The organism is Rufibacter soli, from assembly GCF_054781795.1.
The window spans coordinates 55,452-71,777 of record NZ_BAAGTS010000002.1 but is presented as its reverse complement, the minus strand read 5'-3'; the positions used below and the strand labels follow the sequence as shown (position 1 = coordinate 71,777).

Below are 16,326 nucleotides of genomic sequence, written 5' to 3'. Positions count from 1 at the left end.
AGGTGATTTCTCCTGTGTAAAGTATATGCGTCGCTACCGTTTAGCGTTTAATCACGTCCAGCAGGTTCAAGATGGCCGGTTCTGAGATACTCAGAAAGGTATTGGGGTGAAGTCCTATCCAGAAAACCATCACCACTAGGGGCACCAACACTGCCTTCTCTGTGAAGGTTAGGTCCGTGAACACCTGCGTAATGGTATTCTTCTCCCCAAACATGACACGCTGGAACATTCGCAGCATGTACACGGAGCTCAGGATAATGGTTAAACCGGCTACGGCGCCCATCCAGCCATTGTATTGGTAAACGCCCATCAAAAGCAGGAACTCGCCCACAAACCCGTTGGTCAAAGGCAAGGCTACCGCCCCTAACAAAAGCACCATAAAACACACGGTCAGGAACGGGGTACTCTGGGTAATGCCGCCCAGGGCAGCAATATCACGGGTGCCGGTGCGGCTCTGGATAATGTCAATGATGAAGAACAAACCCACTACGTTCACACCGTGGCTCAGCATCTGAATCATGGCTCCCTGCAGCCCCTGCTCGTTCAAGGTGAACAAACCGGCGGCAATCAGGCCCACGTGCGAGATAGAGGAGAACGCGATCAGGCGCTTAAGGTCATGCTGCCGAATGGCGATGATGGCTCCGTACACAATACCGATAATGGCCAGCACCAATACCACCGTGGACCACTGGCTTACGCCCAAGGGAACCACCGGCAATAACCAGCGCAGTACGCCATAAATACCCATCTTCAGCATGATACCAGACAACAGCATGGTTCCGGCGGCCGGGGCCTCGGTGTAGGTATCTGGCTGCCAGGTATGGAACGGGAACACTGGCATTTTCACGGCAAAGGCTATGAACAGGAACCAGAATAACCAGCTTTGGTTAGCGGCATCTAAAGTCAATTGGTAGAAGACCACTTCTTCTGAACTGTGCGTACCCGGCGTCTGGAAGTACAGATACACAAAGGCGGCCAGCATGAACAAAGACCCAAAGACCGTGTACAGGAAGAACTTAAAGGTAACCTTGATTCTGTTCTCACCGCCCCAAAGTCCGGCAATGAAGTAGATAGGAATAAGGGCCACCTCCCAGAAGAAGTAGAACAGGAACGCATCTAAAGACGTGAACACCCCCAGCAAACCTGTCTGCATGAACAGAATAAGCGCATAGAAGGAAGACGGACGGTCATAGGTATGCTTGAACGTAGACAGGATAATCAACGGAATCAGGAACACCGTCAATAGCACCATTAACAGACTGATGCCGTCTATGCCTACCTTAAAGGCAATGCCGGCAGACTCAATCCAGGGTAGGTTCAATAAGAACTGCGTACCAGGGTTAGCCGGCACAAAGTTGATCCAGGCCCAGATGCCCAGTACCAATTCTACCAGGGCCGCCCCAAAAGCGATTTTCTTGGCACCCTGTCCTTTTACCAACAGTACCAGCAGCGCGGCCACAGCCGGCCATAAAATTAAAATTGCGGTTAACATGTGTGGCCTATCAGATAATAAAGTTCAGCAATAAAATTAACGCGATGCCCAGCACCATGAGAAGAATGTAGGAACCGGTGGCTCCGCTCTGCACAAAGCGCAGGGAGCGGCCTCCGCCCAACGTCACCTTCCCAAACCCATTCACAATAGGGTCAATGATGCCCTTTTCCACAAAACGGTACAGCCCGGTAGACAAGCCCATCAAGGGTTTCACAATGATGGCATTGTAGATTTCGTCCACATAGTATTTGTTGTACACCAGTTTGTGCAGGGGTGACAAGGCAGCGCCTTCCTCGGCGGGAACGGCTCTTTTCTTGCCGTAAATCACATAGGCCAGAATAATAGCAACCACCGCCACGCCTACAGACACGGCCATTAAGATGTACTCCATCTCATGTGATAAGTGATTCTCTACAAAGGCGCTTGGCACGGCCCTTCTGGCCAGCTCATAGATAGGAGACAGGAAGTTACCCAGCATGTGGTTCTGGCTGAAAACCGCTGGCAAGCCCATGAATCCACCAATGGTGGAAAGAATGGCCAGGATAATCAACGGAATGGTCATAACCGCCGGAGACTCATGCAAATGATGGCGTTGGTCCTCGGTGCCTCTGAACTCCCCGAAGAAAGCCAGGTACAGCAACCGGAACATATAGAACGCCGTCATGAAGGAAGTCAACAGGCCAAAGGCCCACATCACCTTGCTATGCACAAACACGTGCGCCAGCAATTCGTCCTTAGAGAAGAAACCCGCAAACGGCGGAATACCAGAGATGGCCAACGTGCCGATCAGGAAAGTAAGAAACGTGATAGGCAAGGCTTTCTTCAGGCCACCCATTTTACGCAGATCCTGCTCCCCGCTCATGGCGTGAATCACGCTACCAGCTCCTAAGAAAAGGAGGGCTTTAAAGAAGGCGTGGGTCAACACGTGGAACAAAGAAGAAGAATAGGCCATCACGCCCAGCGCCAGGAACATATAGCCCAACTGGCTTACCGTAGAATAGGCCAACACTTTTTTGATGTCATTCTGGAACAAGCCAATGGTGGCGGCAAACAGCGCCGTGGCCAGACCAATAATAGCTACCCACTCTAGCGTGACAGGAGCCAGGGTGTAGAGCACGTTTGACCGGATCACCATATAGATACCAGCCGTTACCATGGTAGCGGCGTGAATCAAGGCAGACACCGGGGTTGGGCCGGCCATTGCGTCTGGTAGCCAGGTGTAGAGCGGCAACTGGGCAGATTTACCCATGGCGCCTACAAACAGCAGCATGGTAATGGCAATCACTACGCCGTCATTTACTTCGCTTAACTGAGAAGCCTGGTTGAACACCTCGCCGTAGCTCACGCTTCCGTAGGTGATAAAGATCAGGAAAACGCCTAGCAAAAAGCCCAAGTCCCCAATGCGGTTCATAATAAAGGCTTTCTTGGCGGCGTTGTTATACGGAGTGACCTTGTTCCAGAACCCAATGAGCAGGTACGAGCAAAGCCCCACGCCTTCCCAGCCCACAAACATCATCACGTAGTTAGACCCCATCACCAACAGGAGCATGGAGAACACGAACAGGTTGAGGAAAGAGAAGAATTTACCAAAGTTCTCGTCATGGCTCATGTAGCCCGCTGAGTAGATATGGATCACTGAACCTACCCCCGTAACCAACAGCAGCATAATAAGCGACAACTGGTCAATCTGGAAGGAGAACGGGATCTTGAGGGCGCCCACGGAGATCCAGTTGAAGATGTCAGTGGTGTACGGGCGGTTACCGTAGCCCTCAAACCCGAAGAACAGGTACAAAGACAACAGGAACGAGCCAATCACGGTGGCACAGCCAATCAGTCCCGCTAAGCCTTTCGGCAATTTCCGGTTTCCCAGCCCGTTAATCAGGAACCCGATCAGCGGCAGGAGCGGAATCAACAAACACACCCAGGTCATCTCAGAGTTGTTTGCCGGCAAAATGAATTCTTGCATTTGTTAAAGCGTAAATGGAACGGTATTCTTTATAGACATAGCGCAGCTAAAGCCAGGCTACCATTTCAGTTTGTTCAGGATGTTAATGTCGGTGGTGCGCAGGTTCCGGAAAATCATCACAATAATCGCCAGACCTACCGCAACCTCGGCGGCGGCCACGGCCATGATGAAGAACACGAAGATCTGCCCGTTAGGGTCTGAGCGGTACGCAGAAAAGGCCGTCAGCAGTAGGTTCACCGAGTTGAGCATGAGCTCAATGCACATAAAGATGATGATGGCGTTACGGCGGGTCAAGACGCCAATTATCCCTATACAGAAAAGAGCGGTGCTGAAAAACAGGTAATAGTTCAGCGGGATGGTCCTAATAACCTCAGGAATCTCGTTCATGCGATAAGTGTTGGAGGAAAAGCTTTGCAAGCGCCTGGCAACAGGCCCAAAGTTATTCCCATTTTTTGGTTAATCCTTATTAAAAGCACCTGCAAGCAGCGTGCGTTTGTTTTGTTTGGCCTGGGTTTTCTGTTTTGAGCCTGTTTTCATGAAAACAGACTCAAAACAGAAAACCCTTTATAATGAACCGGCAAGAAAAAAGGACAACTTTGCCGCTGCCCTTTTCAGGCCCCGAAAAGAGCCTTAGAAACGGTTGTGCTCGCCCGGCTCACGCTTGCCCAACATTACGGCACCCGCCATAGCCGCCAGGAACAAGACAGACGCCAACTCAAACGGCAACAGGTAGTCCCTGAAAAGCACTTTGCCCAGGTTCTCTACCATGCCTATCTGAGAATCAAAATTGGCCGTGTCAACGGGCATCATGCTTACATCTTTCAAGGCGGCAATCATGATCACAAACAGAACGCCCCCCGCAATGGTGGCGGCCAGTTTGCTGAGCAAGGGCTTATGCTGCTCCGTGTCTTCCCGCATGTTCAGGAACATGATCACAAACAGGAACAATACCATGATGGCCCCCATATAGACAATAAAGTTCACCGCAGCCAGGAACTGGGCATTCAGGAGAATGTAGTGCCCGGTAAGCGCGAAAAACGTGAGGATCATGAACAGAATGCTGTAAACCGGGTTCTTGGAAACAACCACCCCAATAGCCGCGAACAATGTAAGGAAAGCGAGAAAGTAAAAAAGATTACCCGTCATAAAGGTTATAGATAAGGTGCGTGTGACCGAGCGTTATTGGTTTTGAATGGGCATGGGCTCTACCAGACGGTCTTTGCCGTAGATGAACTCATCCCGCTCATAGCGGGCCGGAGCCGTTTTATCATTCTGCAGGAAGATAGCCGCCTTAGGGCAGGCCTCTTCACACAAGCCGCAGAAAATACAACGCAGCATGTTGATCTCATAGCTTACCGCATATTTCTCCTCCCGGTACAGATGCTCCTCGCCTCTTACCCGCTCGGCGGCTACCATGGTAATGGCTTCGGCCGGACAGGCCACCGCGCACAGACCGCAGGCTGTGCAACGCTCTCTCCCCTTCTCATCGCGCTTAAGCACGTGCAAGCCGCGCCATACCGCACTCATGGGACGGGTTTCCTCTGGATATCTAATGGTGGCCTTCTTCTTGAAGAAGTGGCGCATGGTGATAGACAACCCCTGGAAAATAGCCGGGAGATACATTCTCTCCGACAGGTTCATGGGTTTCTTCTCCAGTATTTTCGCTCTATTACTAAGTGATTGCATTTCAGTCTAGCTTTAAATGATGCCTGCAGAAGAAGCGTTGAAAGCATTCTCCTGCGTACGCATAAAGGTGATTAGAACCACTCCTGCTTTACCAGAATAGCCCCGCCGGTCACGATCACGTTCAGGATAGCCAACGGAATCAGGATTTTCCAACCCAGGTTCATCAACTGGTCATAGCGGAAACGCGGTAAGGTCCAGCGTACCCACATGAAGAAGAAGATGAAGAAGAAGATTTTCCCGAAGAACACCACTGTTCCCAGGATAGTGACAATGTTATGGGCTACCGTTGCGTCATTGGAAAGCAAAGCGCCCAACTCATTCTGGAACGGGAAGTTGTACCCGCCAAAATAAAGGGTAGCCATTACCGCTGAGGCCACAAAGATGTTCACGTACTCAGCAAACAGATACAGACCCATACCCATGGAGCTGTACTCCGTGTGGTAACCGCCAATCAGTTCGGTCTCGCACTCAGGTAAGTCAAAAGGCACGCGGTTAGTCTCCGCGAAGGCGCAGACAATGAAGATCAGGAAGCCTACCGGCTGATAGATGATATTCCAATTCATGCCAGATATGCCAAAAATCTCCCGCCCCTGCTGCGCGGAAATCTCACGCATAGACAAGGTACCGGTTACCAGCAACAAGGCAATGATAGACATACCCATGGCCAGCTCATAGCTGATGTTCTGCGAAGCCGCCCGGATGGCGCCCAGCAGAGAGAACTTGTTGTTGGACGCCCAGCCCCCAATCATGATTCCGTACACGCCCAAAGCCACTACGCCAAAGATGTACAGAATACCAATGTTCACCTCAATGGCCTGCAAATGGATGTGCTCGCCGTTAATGATCAGCGAGCCCCCGAACGGAATTACCGCACTGGACATACAGGCCGTTAACATGGCCAATGAAGGGCCAGCAATGAACAGGAACTTGTTGGCATTGGCCGGCACGAACTCCTCTTTGAAGAAAAGCTTCACCGCATCTGCCAGCGGCTGCGCCAACCCAAAAGGGCCTGCGCGGTTTGGACCCACGCGGTCCTGGATAAAGGCGGCCACCTTGCGCTCTGCATACGTAGAGTAAGTGGCAATTAATAAAGTGATGCCGAAGACGGCCAGGATGATAAGTCCTTTGATCAATAATAGGGATAGCTCCATTATGCGTGTCTTCCTAAGTTAAAAGGAGTGTCTTTTAAATCTTCTTCCGTAGAACCTGGCAAGTTAGGCACCACCGGCACATTCAAGACCGGCAACTCATAGTGGTTGGCAGAGATCACAGAACCCTGGTCAATGTGGCGTGGTCCTTCAATGGTCCATTCGTTCACATCTTTCTTGTCAAAGCGGCAGGTATTACAGATGAACTCCTGCACCTCGCCGTATTTGTCTTTGCGGCCCGTTACGCGCAACACATCATTGCCGCGCATCCAAAGCACCACCTTACCTGAGCAGGTAGGGCAGTCACGGTGCGCATCCATGGGTTTAGTGAACCACACGCGGTTTTTGAACCGGAAGGTCTTGTCGGTCAGAGCGCCCACTGGGCATACGTCAATCACGTTTCCTGAGAACTCGTTGTCAATCACGTTCTCAATGTAGGTACCAATCTCGGCGGCGTCTCCGCGGCCCAGCACGCCATGCACACGCTTCTCAGTGATCTGGTCAGCAGTGTACACGCAGCGGTAGCACAGAATGCAGCGCGTCATGTGCAGCTGAATGAGCGGCCCGATGTCTATTTTCTCAAACGTGCGGCGCTCTTCCTCATAGCGGGTAGCCGAGGTACCGTGCTCATACGAGAAATTCTGCAGGTCGCACTCGCCGGCCTGGTCGCAGATAGGGCAATCCAGGGGGTGATTGATCAAAAGCATTTCCACCACGCCTTTGCGGGCGGCCAGCACATCTGGGTTAGTGGTGTTTTCTACCACCATGCCGTCCTGCACGGGTGTTACGCAAGAGGCCACCAGTTTAGGCATAGGGCGCGGGTCTTTGGCAGAACCGGCCGCTACCTTCACCAGACAGGCGCGGCATTTACCGCCGCTTCCCTTCAGGGGAGTATAGTAGCACATGGCAGGAGGCACCACTTCGCCGCCTATTTTACGGGCTGCGTTGAGGATAGTAGTTCCTTCCTCTACCTCCACCTCTATGCCATCAAACGTTATTTTTACCATTTCAAATTATTGTTGATTGCTGCTTGTCCATTGCTCTGGACGCGCAACAAATGGCTGTTTATTTGTTTTCCGTTTCAAGGCTGTTTTTAGAAAAACAGGCTCAAAACGGCACTTGTACTTATCACTTCTAGTCCCCTTCTTTCCTCTTTTGTCATCCTGGAAGGATCTTGTGGGCGAACGGTAGTAGCGGTTCATTTCTGCCTTTCTAGCTTTCCCACAAGGTCCTTTCAGGATAACAGCGTGGGGTGGTCTTTTTTAGAGAATCCTTCTCTATGAACTGAGCGTAGAAGCGATTCTTCTAGTCTTGCGTTTTAGGCCTGTTTTCTAAAAAACAGGCCTAAAACAGGTATTTATGCGATAACCGATTCAGCCTTGTTAAACACGGCACCGGGGGCCGTAGCAGCTTCCGGATGTTTCACGTGCCACTCAAACTCCTCACGGAAGTGACGAACGGCGGCGGCAACCGGCCAGGCGGCGGCGTCTCCTAACGGACAGATGGTGTTTCCTTCTATCTGCTTGGCAACGCTCACTAACAAGTCAATGTCATGCATATGGCCGTGGCCGTGCTCAATGCGGTGCAATACTTTCTCCAACCAACCGGTTCCTTCACGGCATGGGCTGCACTGTCCGCAGGACTCATGGTGGTAGAAACGGGCCAGGGTCCAGGTGTGGCGTACAATACAGGCCTGGTCATCCATCACGAAGAACCCTCCGGAGCCCAGCATGGTACCCGTGGCAAAACCTCCGTCAGAAAGCGACTCATAGGTCATTAACCTGTCTTCGCCGTTGGCAGTCTTCAGGATCAGATCTTTAGGCAGAATAGGAACCGAGGAACCTCCGGCAATCACCGCTTTCATGTCACGGCCTTTCCAGATACCACCGCAGTACTCATCAGAGTAGATGAATTCCTCCACGGTAATGCCCATCTCAATCTCGTACACGCCCGGCTTGTTGATGTTACCACCCGCGGAGATGAGTTTGGTACCCGTGCTGCGTCCTACCCCAATTTTGGCGTATTCAGCGGCAGTGTTGTTCACAATCCAGGGAACAGTGGCAATAGACTCCACGTTGTTCACCACTGTTGGGCAGCCGTAAAGGCCCCATACCGCAGGGAAAGGAGGCTTGTTACGCGGGTTGCCGCGCTTGCCTTCCAGAGACTCCAGCAAAGCTGTTTCCTCCCCGCAGATGTACGCGCCCCCGCCTGGGTGCACGTGCAGGTCAAGGGAGTAACCGCTACCCAGGATATTCTCACCTAAGAAACCGTTGGCATAGGCCTCGGCAATGGCTTTCTCCAGAATGCGCAGCACGTACATTAACTCGCCCCGGATGTAGATATAAGAAGTGCGGCAGCCCAGCGCGAAGGAAGACGTGATCATGCCTTCAATCAAAAGGTGCGGCAGTTTCTCCATGAGGTACCGGTCTTTGAAGGTGCCGGGCTCTGACTCATCTGCGTTGCACACCAAATAACGCGGCTTGCCTTCGGGCTTGGCCAGAAAGCTCCACTTCATCCCCGTAGGGAAACCGGCGCCACCACGTCCTCTCAGACCAGAGGCTTTCACCTCTTCCACCACAGCCTCTGGGGTCATGGTTTTGAGGGCCTTCTCTACTGAGGCGTAGCCGCCATGCTTGCGGTACACGTCAAAGGTATGGATGCCTTCAACGTTGATATGTTCGGTTAATAATTTTCTTCCCATGGTTTCCTTACGGTTAAGGCTTTCAGGTCTTCCAGCAACTGATCAGTGCTGGCGGGATCCAGGTTTTCGTAGAATTGCTCCCGTACCTGCAGCATAGGGCCGGTGCCGCAAGAGGCCAGGCACTCTACGGTTTTAAGGGTAAAGTTGCCGTCTGCAGAGGTCTCGCCTACTTTGCAGCCCAGGCGGTGCTCCAGGTGTTCAATTAATTGGTCTGAGCCGCGCAGCATGCAAGGGCCCGTTCGGCAAACCTCCAACACATGCTTGCCTACCGGCTTCAGGTTGAACATGGTATAGAAGGTGGCTACCTCATACACCTCAATGGGCTGTATACCCAGGATCTCGGCCACTTTGTCCATTACCTGCGGGCTTACCCAGCCGCCAAACTCCGCTTGCGCGATGTGCAGGATAGGCAGGATCGCCGATTTCTTCCGGTCTTCGGGATAATGGGAAAGGTAGCGCTGGATTTCGGCCTTGGCCCCTTCCGAGAACTCTACGTTGTTGACACTTGCTGTTTGATCCATTTGGTCAATGGTCGGTATAAAGCTGCACTGCGGCAGGCTTGGGAAAAATCAATTTCTAGTTAAGCGCTTAGGCGTCCAGCTCGCCGGCAATCACGTTCATGCTGGACAGAATCACAATGGCATCTGAGAGCTGCGTGCCCACTACCATTTCCGGGTAAGCCTGGTAATAGATAAAGCACGGCCTTCTGAAGTGCAGACGGTACGGCGCACGGCCTCCGTCAGACACCAGGTAGAAACCAAGCTCACCGTTTCCGCCTTCCACAGAGTGGTACACCTCGCCCACCGGAGCGTCAATCTCACCCATCACAATCTTGAAATGGTAGATCAAGGCTTCCATGTTGCGGTATACCTCTTGCTTTGGCGGCAGGAAGAACTCAGGGGCATCGGCGTGGTACGGTCCTTCAGGCAGGTTGTCAATGGCCTGCTGAATGATGCGCAGACTTTGCCAGATCTCCTCGTTACGCACCATGAAGCGGTCATAGGTATCGCCTTTTGTACCTACCGGAATATCAAACTCAAAGTCCTGGTAAGAAGAGTACGGGTTCATGACGCGCACGTCATAGTCTACCCCAGCGGCTCTCAGGTTAGGACCGGTAAAGCCATAGTTTAATGCGCGCTCTGCCGTAATAGGGCCCACGCCTTCCACACGGTCCACAAAGATGCGGTTGCGGTTGAACATGGTCTCAAACTCGGTCATCACGGCCGGGAACTCCTTCAGGAATTTCTTTATTTTTTCAATAGCCAGCGGAGAAAGATCACGCTCCATGCCGCCAATCCTACCCATGTTGGTAGTCAAGCGGGCACCGCAGATCTCCTCATAGATCTCATAGATTTTCTCGCGCTCCTGGAACACATACAGGAAGCCAGAGAAGGCCCCTGTGTCCACGCCCAGGATAGAGTTACACACCAGGTGATCTGCAATACGGGCCAGCTCCATCACAATCACGCGAATGTACTCGGCGCGTTTTGGAACGGTTACGCCCAACAGCTTCTCTACCGTCATCCACCAGCCCATGTTGTTGATGGGCGAGGAGCAGTAGTTCATGCGGTCTGTGAGCGGGGTGATCTGGTAAAAGGCGCGGCGCTCTGCGATTTTCTCAAAGGCGCGGTGAATATACCCGATGGTGGGCACCCCGGACACGATCTTCTCGCCATTCATTTGCAGAATGTTCTGGAAGATGCCGTGGGTGGCGGGGTGCGTTGGGCCTAAGTTCAGGGTGGTTAACTCCTGCACAAAGGTATCGGTGGTATTTATTTCGGTGGTCTGTTTGACTAAATCCATGTTGGCACTTAGTTGTAAGCAGAAACGCCAACGGCCTTGTCTGTGAAAACAAAGCCGGGCGCTGTCCTTATGTTATCTTCCGAAGAAGGTATTGATTTTGTCTTCGCGGGTCTGGTCTTCCAGCGGGAACTCCTTGCGCATGGGGAACACCTCCATCTCCTCCACATTGAGAATGCGGATAAGGTTGGGGTGGCCCTCAAAGCGGATGCCGTAGAAATCCCAGGTCTCGCGCTCCATCCAGTTGGCGGTGGCGTACAGGTTAGTAGCGGTAGGCACCACGGCATCATCTTCAGGGAAGAAGATCTTAATGCGCAGCCGCACGTTGTGCGTAAAGCTATGCAGATGGTACACCACACCCAACTCCTGGCCTTTGTTATCTGGGTAATGAATACCACAAAGCGTGGTCAGGAACCGGAACTGCAGGAACTCGTCATCATACAAGGCCTGCAGCATAGGAATGATGTGCTCACGGGAAGTGGAAACGGTCACAAGCCCGTACGGCTCCTGAATGTCAAACACCTGGTCTCCAAACTTCTCTTGAAGCGACTGTACCAGGACCTGGTTGGTTAGATCGGCCATGCCTTATTTAATGTTGTAAGAAGCCAGTAATGCTTGATATTCCGGAGAGTTACGGCGGCGGATTGACTCGTTTTCGGCCAAATCCTGGATGCGCATGAGGCCGTCCAGGATCTGCTCTGGGCGCGGCGGGCAACCCGGTACGTAAACGTCTACCGGAATAATGCGGTCAATACCCTGCAGCACACTGTAAGAGTCAAAGATACCCCCGCTGGTAGCGCAGGCGCCTACGGCGATTACCCAACGGGGCTCAGCCATCTGCTCATACACCTGTTTCACCACAGGACCCATTTTCTTGGCAATGGTACCCATCACCATCAAAAGGTCTGCCTGGCGCGGCGAGAAGCTGGGGCGCTCAGACCCGAACCGGGAAATGTCATAGTGCGAGCCCATGGTAGCCATGTACTCAATACCGCAGCAGGAGGTGGCAAACGGCAAAGGCCATAGAGAGTGCTTACGGGCCAGGCCCACCACTTTCTCAAAGGAGGTGGCAAAGAAACCAGATCCTTCCACGCCCTCCGGCGTTTCGGCCATTACAATATCGCTTTTGTTATCGCTCATGAGTTAGTTTCGCTTAGTTTTTAGAAAAACGGGCTAGAATCGCCTTCTTTCTAAACACCTTTCCGCTTATAAAAGTTTGCCGCGCATCGCGGAGAAATCCATTTCTATTCCCACTTGAGAACGCCCTTCTTGATCACGTAGTAGAAACCGGTCAAAAGCAAACCCATGAACAGCAGCATCCAGATAAAACCGTCTATGCCCAGGGCCCTGAAGTTGACGGCCCAAGGGTAGAGGAAGATTACCTCCACGTCAAAAAGTACAAACAGAATGGCAATAAGGAAGTATTTGATGGAAATGGGAGCCCGGGCATCGCCTTTGCTCTCAATACCGCACTCCCAGGAGGCGTCTTTCACCTTGCTGTGGCGCTTGGGGCCAATGTTGTGGGTGACCACCATGGCAAACACCACAAAACCCAACGCTGCCAAAAACTGGATGATGATAGGCAGGTAGTCGCTGGGTAAATATTGAATAGGAACTGTAGTTTCCATAGTTTAAACAAATTTGGCACAAAATTAGGCACTTAAACCTAACATTCAAACTAAAAAGAAGAATGGTATTGGCTTCTGGGCCTTCTATACCCAAAACGAACGATTGTTCTGCTTATTTTACAAATCAGATAGGAAGCAATCGGTTCATTTTAGAAAAATCAAAAATAAATTGGCTTTCCTGTAATAATTTTTAAAATTGAACTACTTATGGAGATAAGTGCTAAAATAAGTAAATAAGGTTCCATACTAGATGTCCCTCCATCTAGAAACCCCAACTGCTTATTTTATAGTAAGTTTTCTTCACTTTGAAAAAGCCCGGTTAGTTTAACCGGGCTTTTTGTGCTTTGGCGGGGCTTGGGTGCTGCCCTCCTTCTGCCTACCTTTGCGGGGGCTCTGCCCTTTATCGGCCCAGTATTTGCTTTGGGTACGGCAGTAACCTGTATACATCTACCAATACCATGACCAGAAAACACTTGCTTGCCTTCTTTTTGCCGTTGCTGCTTCTGTTGGCCTTTGCCCCTAAACTGAAGAAAGTGACCGTAGCCAAGAACGTGACCCTTTCTATACCCCAGACCTTTGACGTGATGCCCGATGACGGCATTGCCCGCGAGTACCCGGCGGCCCGTAAGCCCCTGGCCGTGTACACCAGCCCAGACGGACAGGTAGACATCAGCGTGAACCAGCGCCCCAGCACGTTCCCTACTGATGACATCACCATTCTGCTGCCCTTCTACAAGGCATCTATCCAACGCATGTTCACCGAGGTGCAGTTTTTGAAAGAGGAAAAGCAGACCATTAACGGCCATGACTTCCTGGTCTATGAGTTTGTCTCTACCGTGCGCGATGAGCGCAAGAGCCGCAACATGGCGCCGGTGCGCAAGTACACCTATATCCAGTACACCTTCCTGAAAGACCAAATGCTCATCTTCAGCTTTAACGCCCCGGTGCAATTGCAGAAAGAGTGGCAGGAAACCGCCCGGCAGGTAATGGCCAGCGCTAACGTGAAGTAAGAATTCCTGTTTTAGGGCCGTTTTTACAAAAACAGGCTCAAAACGCATTTTGTAACATAGAGCAGCGGGTGGCAGTAGAAAAGAGCCACCCGTTTTCATTTTATAACACCCAATCCAGTGCTTAGCATCCATTCTGATGAACACTTCATGCGCGAAGCCTACAAGCAAGCGCTTTATGCCCAGGAAGAGGGCGAGATTCCTATTGGGGCCGTGGTAGTCTGCCAGAACAAGATCATTGCGCGCGCCTACAACCAAACCGAGAAGCTCAATGACGTCACGGCTCACGCCGAGATGCTGGCCTTTACCGCGGCCGCCAATCACCTGGGCAACAAATACCTGCACGACTGCACGCTGTACGTGACCGTTGAACCCTGCGTGATGTGTGCCGGGGCCAGTTACTGGAGCCAACTCAAGCGCATAGTCTACGCCACGGCAGATGAGAAGCGGGGCTATCGCCGCACCGGCGTGAACCTGCTGCACCCCAAGACCGAACTGGTCACCGGCATTCTGGCCCATGAGTGCGCGCAATTGATGAGTGACTTTTTTAGAGCCAAAAGAATTTAGTTTATCTTTGGCCCGTTCCGTATCTATAACTGAACCATTGTATTTCTAACCTAAAACACATAAAACTATGGCATTTGAACTTCCGCAACTTCCGTATGCGTATGATGCGCTTGAGCCGCACATTGACCGTCAGACCATGGAGATCCACCATACCAAGCACCACCAGGCGTACACCACTAACCTGAACAATGCTATCCAGGGCACGGAAAAAGAAAACCAGTCTATTGAGGAGATCCTGCGTGACGCGGCCAAGACCCCGGCCATTAGAAACAACGGCGGCGGGTACTACAACCACAACCTGTTCTGGACAATTCTGGCCCCAAACGGCGGCGGTAACCCAACCGGCCCGGTCGCGGAGGCCATTGACAAAGCCTTCGGGTCTTATGATGCCTTCAAGGAAGAATTCACCAAAGCCGCCACTACCCGTTTTGGGTCTGGTTGGGCCTGGTTATGCGCCACAGAAGGTGGGTCTGTACAGATCTGCTCTACCGCCAATCAGGACAACCCGCTAATGGAAGGCGTTGACTCTTGCGGCGGCGTTCCTATTTTAGGCCTTGACGTGTGGGAGCACGCGTACTACCTGAAATACCAGAACCGTAGACCAGAGTACATCACGGCCTTCTTCAACCTTATTAACTGGGACGAAGTAAACCGTCGCTATGCTCAGGCTAACGGCTAAGCACTACTTATTCATCTTCAACAAAAAGGGTCTTGCCATGGTGGCAAGACCCTTTTTGTTGCTTCTTACTTTAGGTCTGTTTTTCAAAAAACGGCTATAAAAACGGTTTTACAAAGTGCTACAACCGGCACAGTGCCCAGACACCCAAGCATTCACATTGGCTGCCTGATACCCGGCAGGCAATGTTACCTGTACCTTCTCAGACAGACATTCCACTTTTTGGCAACTCAGACACCTGAAATGGAAATGGTCATGGGTATGGTGGTTTTCCTGGCAACCGCGGCACAGGGCAAAATAGGCCTTGCCGTCATCTGAGACAATGCGGTGGGTATAGCCGTCCTCACAGAACCTATTCAGGACCCGGTAAATGGTCACCCGGTCTGCCTCGCCTTTTAACTTCTGCTCAATCATTTCCTGGCTCAAGGCCGAGTTGGCGGTTTGCAGCAGCTGCATGATGGCTTGCTGGGTAGGGGTGTTTCTTCTTTTCATATTCACTAATGCAACACTGTTGCAATAATACGAAATTCTGCTACATTTGCCAAAAATCATTCACCAATGGCCCTGCCAAGCAGAGAATATGCAGGAAAAAATAACCGGAAACAGCTTTTCCTATTCTCACTTCCGGTAGCCATGCATTTTTTAAGAACCCATGACAGAAACAACTGAAGTAGACGTAGTCATTGTAGGAGGAAGTTACGCTGGCCTTTCCGCTGCCATGTCTTTAGGGCGGGCGCTCCGGCGGGTACTGGTCCTGGACACCGGCTCGCCCTGTAACCAGCAGACTCCGCACTCGCACAATTTCTTGACCCAAGACGGTGAAACACCCGCAGCCCTTGCCCAAAAAGCCCGTGAGCAGGTAGCAGCTTACCCCACCGTTACGCTCGTTCAGGACAAAGCCGTGCAGGCCACAGGGCAAAACCGGAACTTCCAGGTAACCACCGCCACCGGGGCTGTGATCAGTGCCAACAAACTAGTCTTCGCCACCGGCGTCAAGGACCTCATGCCTGCCCTAAAAGGCTTTTCGGACTGCTGGGGAATCTCTGTTCTGCATTGCCCTTATTGCCACGGGTATGAAATACACCACCAAGCCTGGGGCATTCTGGCCAATGGCGACATGGCCTTTGAACTGGTGAAGCTCCTGCTTAATTGGACGCCCACCCTAACTGTGTTCACCAATGGTCCCTCTACCCTCACCCGGGAGCAGCGCGAAATACTGCAACGAAAGCAAGTACCGATAAACGAGCAAGAAATAGCAGAATTAGTGCATGACCAAGGCTATTTGCAGGAAATTGCTTTTACAGATGGCTCTACCCAGAAAGTGAATGCTATTTTTGCCCGCCCACCCTTTGAGCAGCACTGCCCTATACCGCAGGAACTTGGTTGTGAGTTAACCGAAACCGGTCACCTGAAAGTAGACCCTCTGCAAAAAACCACCGTACCCGGCGTATATGCCGCCGGTGATGCCACCACCATGATGCGTTCCGTGGCCCTGGCCGTGGCAGCCGGATCTATGGCCGGGGCAGCGGTAAACAAAGAACTGATTGACGAACGGTTTTAATGGCTTTTCTGAGAATCAGGGTAGAAACCCCTAACAACTTATAGAAGACTATCTTCCCGCGTTTACAGATAAAATTGTAATATAGAGCCTAGAC

The 16,326-nt window shown here is 51.7% G+C and carries 18 protein-coding genes; 4 read left to right on the top strand and 14 right to left on the bottom strand.

What is annotated here, in order from left to right:
- Positions 1 to 40: 40 nt before the first annotated feature.
- The 13 genes from ACYVJQ_RS02295 to ACYVJQ_RS02235 all read right to left on the bottom strand — a co-directional run bounded on the left by ACYVJQ_RS02295 (position 41) and on the right by ACYVJQ_RS02235 (position 12,421).
- A complete protein-coding gene (locus ACYVJQ_RS02295) occupies positions 41 to 1,492 on the bottom strand; it encodes a complex I subunit 4 family protein (protein ID WP_460891458.1) in 1,452 nt (483 codons plus the stop codon).
- 10 nt (positions 1,493 to 1,502) lie between these two features.
- On the bottom strand, positions 1,503 to 3,458 hold the full coding sequence (gene nuoL, locus ACYVJQ_RS02290; RefSeq protein ID WP_460891457.1) for an NADH-quinone oxidoreductase subunit L: 1,956 nt from the start codon (positions 3,456 to 3,458) through the stop codon (positions 1,503 to 1,505).
- A 57-nt stretch (positions 3,459 to 3,515) separates the two neighbouring features.
- Positions 3,516 to 3,845, bottom strand: coding sequence for an NADH-quinone oxidoreductase subunit NuoK (nuoK, locus tag ACYVJQ_RS02285; protein WP_460891456.1), 330 nt, complete (start codon positions 3,843 to 3,845; stop codon positions 3,516 to 3,518).
- 243 nt (positions 3,846 to 4,088) lie between these two features.
- Complete coding sequence (locus ACYVJQ_RS02280) at positions 4,089 to 4,604, bottom strand: NADH-quinone oxidoreductase subunit J family protein (RefSeq protein ID WP_460891455.1); 516 nt, start codon at positions 4,602 to 4,604, stop codon at positions 4,089 to 4,091.
- A 33-nt stretch (positions 4,605 to 4,637) separates the two neighbouring features.
- Entirely contained in the window at positions 4,638 to 5,099 is a 462-nt protein-coding gene (locus ACYVJQ_RS02275; protein ID WP_460891454.1) for a NuoI/complex I 23 kDa subunit family protein, read from the bottom strand.
- Between the two features lie 116 nt (positions 5,100 to 5,215).
- Positions 5,216 to 6,295, bottom strand: a complete 1,080-nt coding sequence (gene nuoH, locus ACYVJQ_RS02270; RefSeq protein ID WP_460891453.1) for an NADH-quinone oxidoreductase subunit NuoH — start codon at positions 6,293 to 6,295, stop codon at positions 5,216 to 5,218.
- Positions 6,295 to 7,299: an NADH-quinone oxidoreductase subunit G gene (locus tag ACYVJQ_RS02265; RefSeq protein WP_460891452.1), complete on the bottom strand. Its 1,005-nt coding sequence runs from the start codon at positions 7,297 to 7,299 to the stop codon at positions 6,295 to 6,297. The genes nuoH and ACYVJQ_RS02265 overlap by 1 nt, the downstream gene beginning before the upstream one ends.
- A gap of 350 nt (positions 7,300 to 7,649) precedes the next feature.
- Positions 7,650 to 8,993 (bottom strand): NADH-quinone oxidoreductase subunit NuoF, encoded by a 1,344-nt coding sequence (nuoF, locus tag ACYVJQ_RS02260; RefSeq protein ID WP_460891451.1) that lies wholly within the window; start codon positions 8,991 to 8,993, stop codon positions 7,650 to 7,652.
- Entirely contained in the window at positions 8,975 to 9,514 is a 540-nt protein-coding gene (locus ACYVJQ_RS02255; RefSeq protein WP_460891450.1) for an NADH-quinone oxidoreductase subunit NuoE family protein, read from the bottom strand. Before ACYVJQ_RS02255 ends, nuoF begins: the two co-directional genes overlap by 19 nt.
- 67 nt (positions 9,515 to 9,581) lie before the next feature.
- Positions 9,582 to 10,796, bottom strand: coding sequence for an NADH dehydrogenase (quinone) subunit D (nuoD, locus tag ACYVJQ_RS02250; RefSeq protein ID WP_460891449.1), 1,215 nt, complete (start codon positions 10,794 to 10,796; stop codon positions 9,582 to 9,584).
- Between the two features lie 72 nt (positions 10,797 to 10,868).
- Entirely contained in the window at positions 10,869 to 11,375 is a 507-nt protein-coding gene (locus tag ACYVJQ_RS02245) for an NADH-quinone oxidoreductase subunit C (protein ID WP_460891448.1), read from the bottom strand.
- A gap of 3 nt (positions 11,376 to 11,378) precedes the next feature.
- Positions 11,379 to 11,933, bottom strand: coding sequence for an NADH-quinone oxidoreductase subunit B (locus ACYVJQ_RS02240; RefSeq protein WP_460891447.1), 555 nt, complete (start codon positions 11,931 to 11,933; stop codon positions 11,379 to 11,381).
- Between the two features lie 104 nt (positions 11,934 to 12,037).
- Complete coding sequence (locus ACYVJQ_RS02235; protein ID WP_460891446.1) at positions 12,038 to 12,421, bottom strand: NADH-quinone oxidoreductase subunit A; 384 nt, start codon at positions 12,419 to 12,421, stop codon at positions 12,038 to 12,040.
- Positions 12,422 to 12,879: 458 nt separating this feature from the next.
- On the opposite strand from ACYVJQ_RS02235, the gene ACYVJQ_RS02230 reads away from it, so the two are divergent.
- The 3 genes from ACYVJQ_RS02230 to ACYVJQ_RS02220 all read left to right on the top strand — a co-directional run bounded on the left by ACYVJQ_RS02230 (position 12,880) and on the right by ACYVJQ_RS02220 (position 14,674).
- Positions 12,880 to 13,431 (top strand): hypothetical protein, encoded by a 552-nt coding sequence (locus ACYVJQ_RS02230; protein ID WP_460891445.1) that lies wholly within the window; start codon positions 12,880 to 12,882, stop codon positions 13,429 to 13,431.
- A gap of 117 nt (positions 13,432 to 13,548) precedes the next feature.
- On the top strand, positions 13,549 to 13,995 hold the full coding sequence (locus tag ACYVJQ_RS02225; RefSeq protein WP_460891444.1) for a nucleoside deaminase: 447 nt from the start codon (positions 13,549 to 13,551) through the stop codon (positions 13,993 to 13,995).
- A gap of 67 nt (positions 13,996 to 14,062) precedes the next feature.
- Positions 14,063 to 14,674 carry a superoxide dismutase gene (locus ACYVJQ_RS02220; RefSeq protein WP_460891443.1) on the top strand — a complete coding sequence of 204 codons (612 nt, stop codon included), beginning with the start codon at positions 14,063 to 14,065 and terminating at the stop codon, positions 14,672 to 14,674.
- 108 nt (positions 14,675 to 14,782) lie between these two features.
- Here ACYVJQ_RS02220 and ACYVJQ_RS02215 read toward each other — a convergent pair whose 3' ends face one another.
- Positions 14,783 to 15,163, bottom strand: a complete 381-nt coding sequence (locus ACYVJQ_RS02215; RefSeq protein ID WP_460891442.1) for a Fur family transcriptional regulator — start codon at positions 15,161 to 15,163, stop codon at positions 14,783 to 14,785.
- 160 nt (positions 15,164 to 15,323) lie between these two features.
- Between ACYVJQ_RS02215 and ACYVJQ_RS02210 the strand changes: the two genes are divergently transcribed.
- The gene (locus ACYVJQ_RS02210) at positions 15,324 to 16,232 is read left to right on the top strand and encodes an NAD(P)/FAD-dependent oxidoreductase (protein WP_460891441.1); all 909 of its coding nucleotides are present in this window, start codon (positions 15,324 to 15,326) and stop codon (positions 16,230 to 16,232) included.
- The last annotated feature ends 94 nt before the right edge of the window (positions 16,233 to 16,326 follow it).

Bases quoted from the DNA above. Each gene is read 5' to 3' on its own strand.
- ACYVJQ_RS02295 (WP_460891458.1), bottom strand. From the start codon at position 1,492: ATGTTAACCGCAATTTTAATTTTATGGCCGGCTGTGGCCGCGCTGCTG.
- nuoL (WP_460891457.1), bottom strand. From the start codon at position 3,458: ATGCAAGAATTCATTTTGCCGGCAAACAACTCTGAGATGACCTGGGTG.
- nuoK (WP_460891456.1), bottom strand. From the start codon at position 3,845: ATGAACGAGATTCCTGAGGTTATTAGGACCATCCCGCTGAACTATTAC.
- ACYVJQ_RS02280 (WP_460891455.1), bottom strand. From the start codon at position 4,604: ATGACGGGTAATCTTTTTTACTTTCTCGCTTTCCTTACATTGTTCGCG.
- ACYVJQ_RS02275 (WP_460891454.1), bottom strand. From the start codon at position 5,099: ATGAACCTGTCGGAGAGAATGTATCTCCCGGCTATTTTCCAGGGGTTG.
- nuoH (WP_460891453.1), bottom strand. From the start codon at position 6,295: ATGGAGCTATCCCTATTATTGATCAAAGGACTTATCATCCTGGCCGTC.
- ACYVJQ_RS02265 (WP_460891452.1), bottom strand. From the start codon at position 7,299: ATGGTAAAAATAACGTTTGATGGCATAGAGGTGGAGGTAGAGGAAGGA.
- nuoF (WP_460891451.1), bottom strand. From the start codon at position 8,993: ATGGGAAGAAAATTATTAACCGAACATATCAACGTTGAAGGCATCCAT.
- ACYVJQ_RS02255 (WP_460891450.1), bottom strand. From the start codon at position 9,514: ATGGATCAAACAGCAAGTGTCAACAACGTAGAGTTCTCGGAAGGGGCC.
- nuoD (WP_460891449.1), bottom strand. From the start codon at position 10,796: ATGGATTTAGTCAAACAGACCACCGAAATAAATACCACCGATACCTTT.
- ACYVJQ_RS02245 (WP_460891448.1), bottom strand. From the start codon at position 11,375: ATGGCCGATCTAACCAACCAGGTCCTGGTACAGTCGCTTCAAGAGAAG.
- ACYVJQ_RS02240 (WP_460891447.1), bottom strand. From the start codon at position 11,933: ATGAGCGATAACAAAAGCGATATTGTAATGGCCGAAACGCCGGAGGGC.
- ACYVJQ_RS02235 (WP_460891446.1), bottom strand. From the start codon at position 12,421: ATGGAAACTACAGTTCCTATTCAATATTTACCCAGCGACTACCTGCCT.
- ACYVJQ_RS02230 (WP_460891445.1), top strand. From the start codon at position 12,880: ATGACCAGAAAACACTTGCTTGCCTTCTTTTTGCCGTTGCTGCTTCTG.
- ACYVJQ_RS02220 (WP_460891443.1), top strand. From the start codon at position 14,063: ATGGCATTTGAACTTCCGCAACTTCCGTATGCGTATGATGCGCTTGAG.
- ACYVJQ_RS02215 (WP_460891442.1), bottom strand. From the start codon at position 15,163: ATGAAAAGAAGAAACACCCCTACCCAGCAAGCCATCATGCAGCTGCTG.
- ACYVJQ_RS02210 (WP_460891441.1), top strand. From the start codon at position 15,324: ATGACAGAAACAACTGAAGTAGACGTAGTCATTGTAGGAGGAAGTTAC.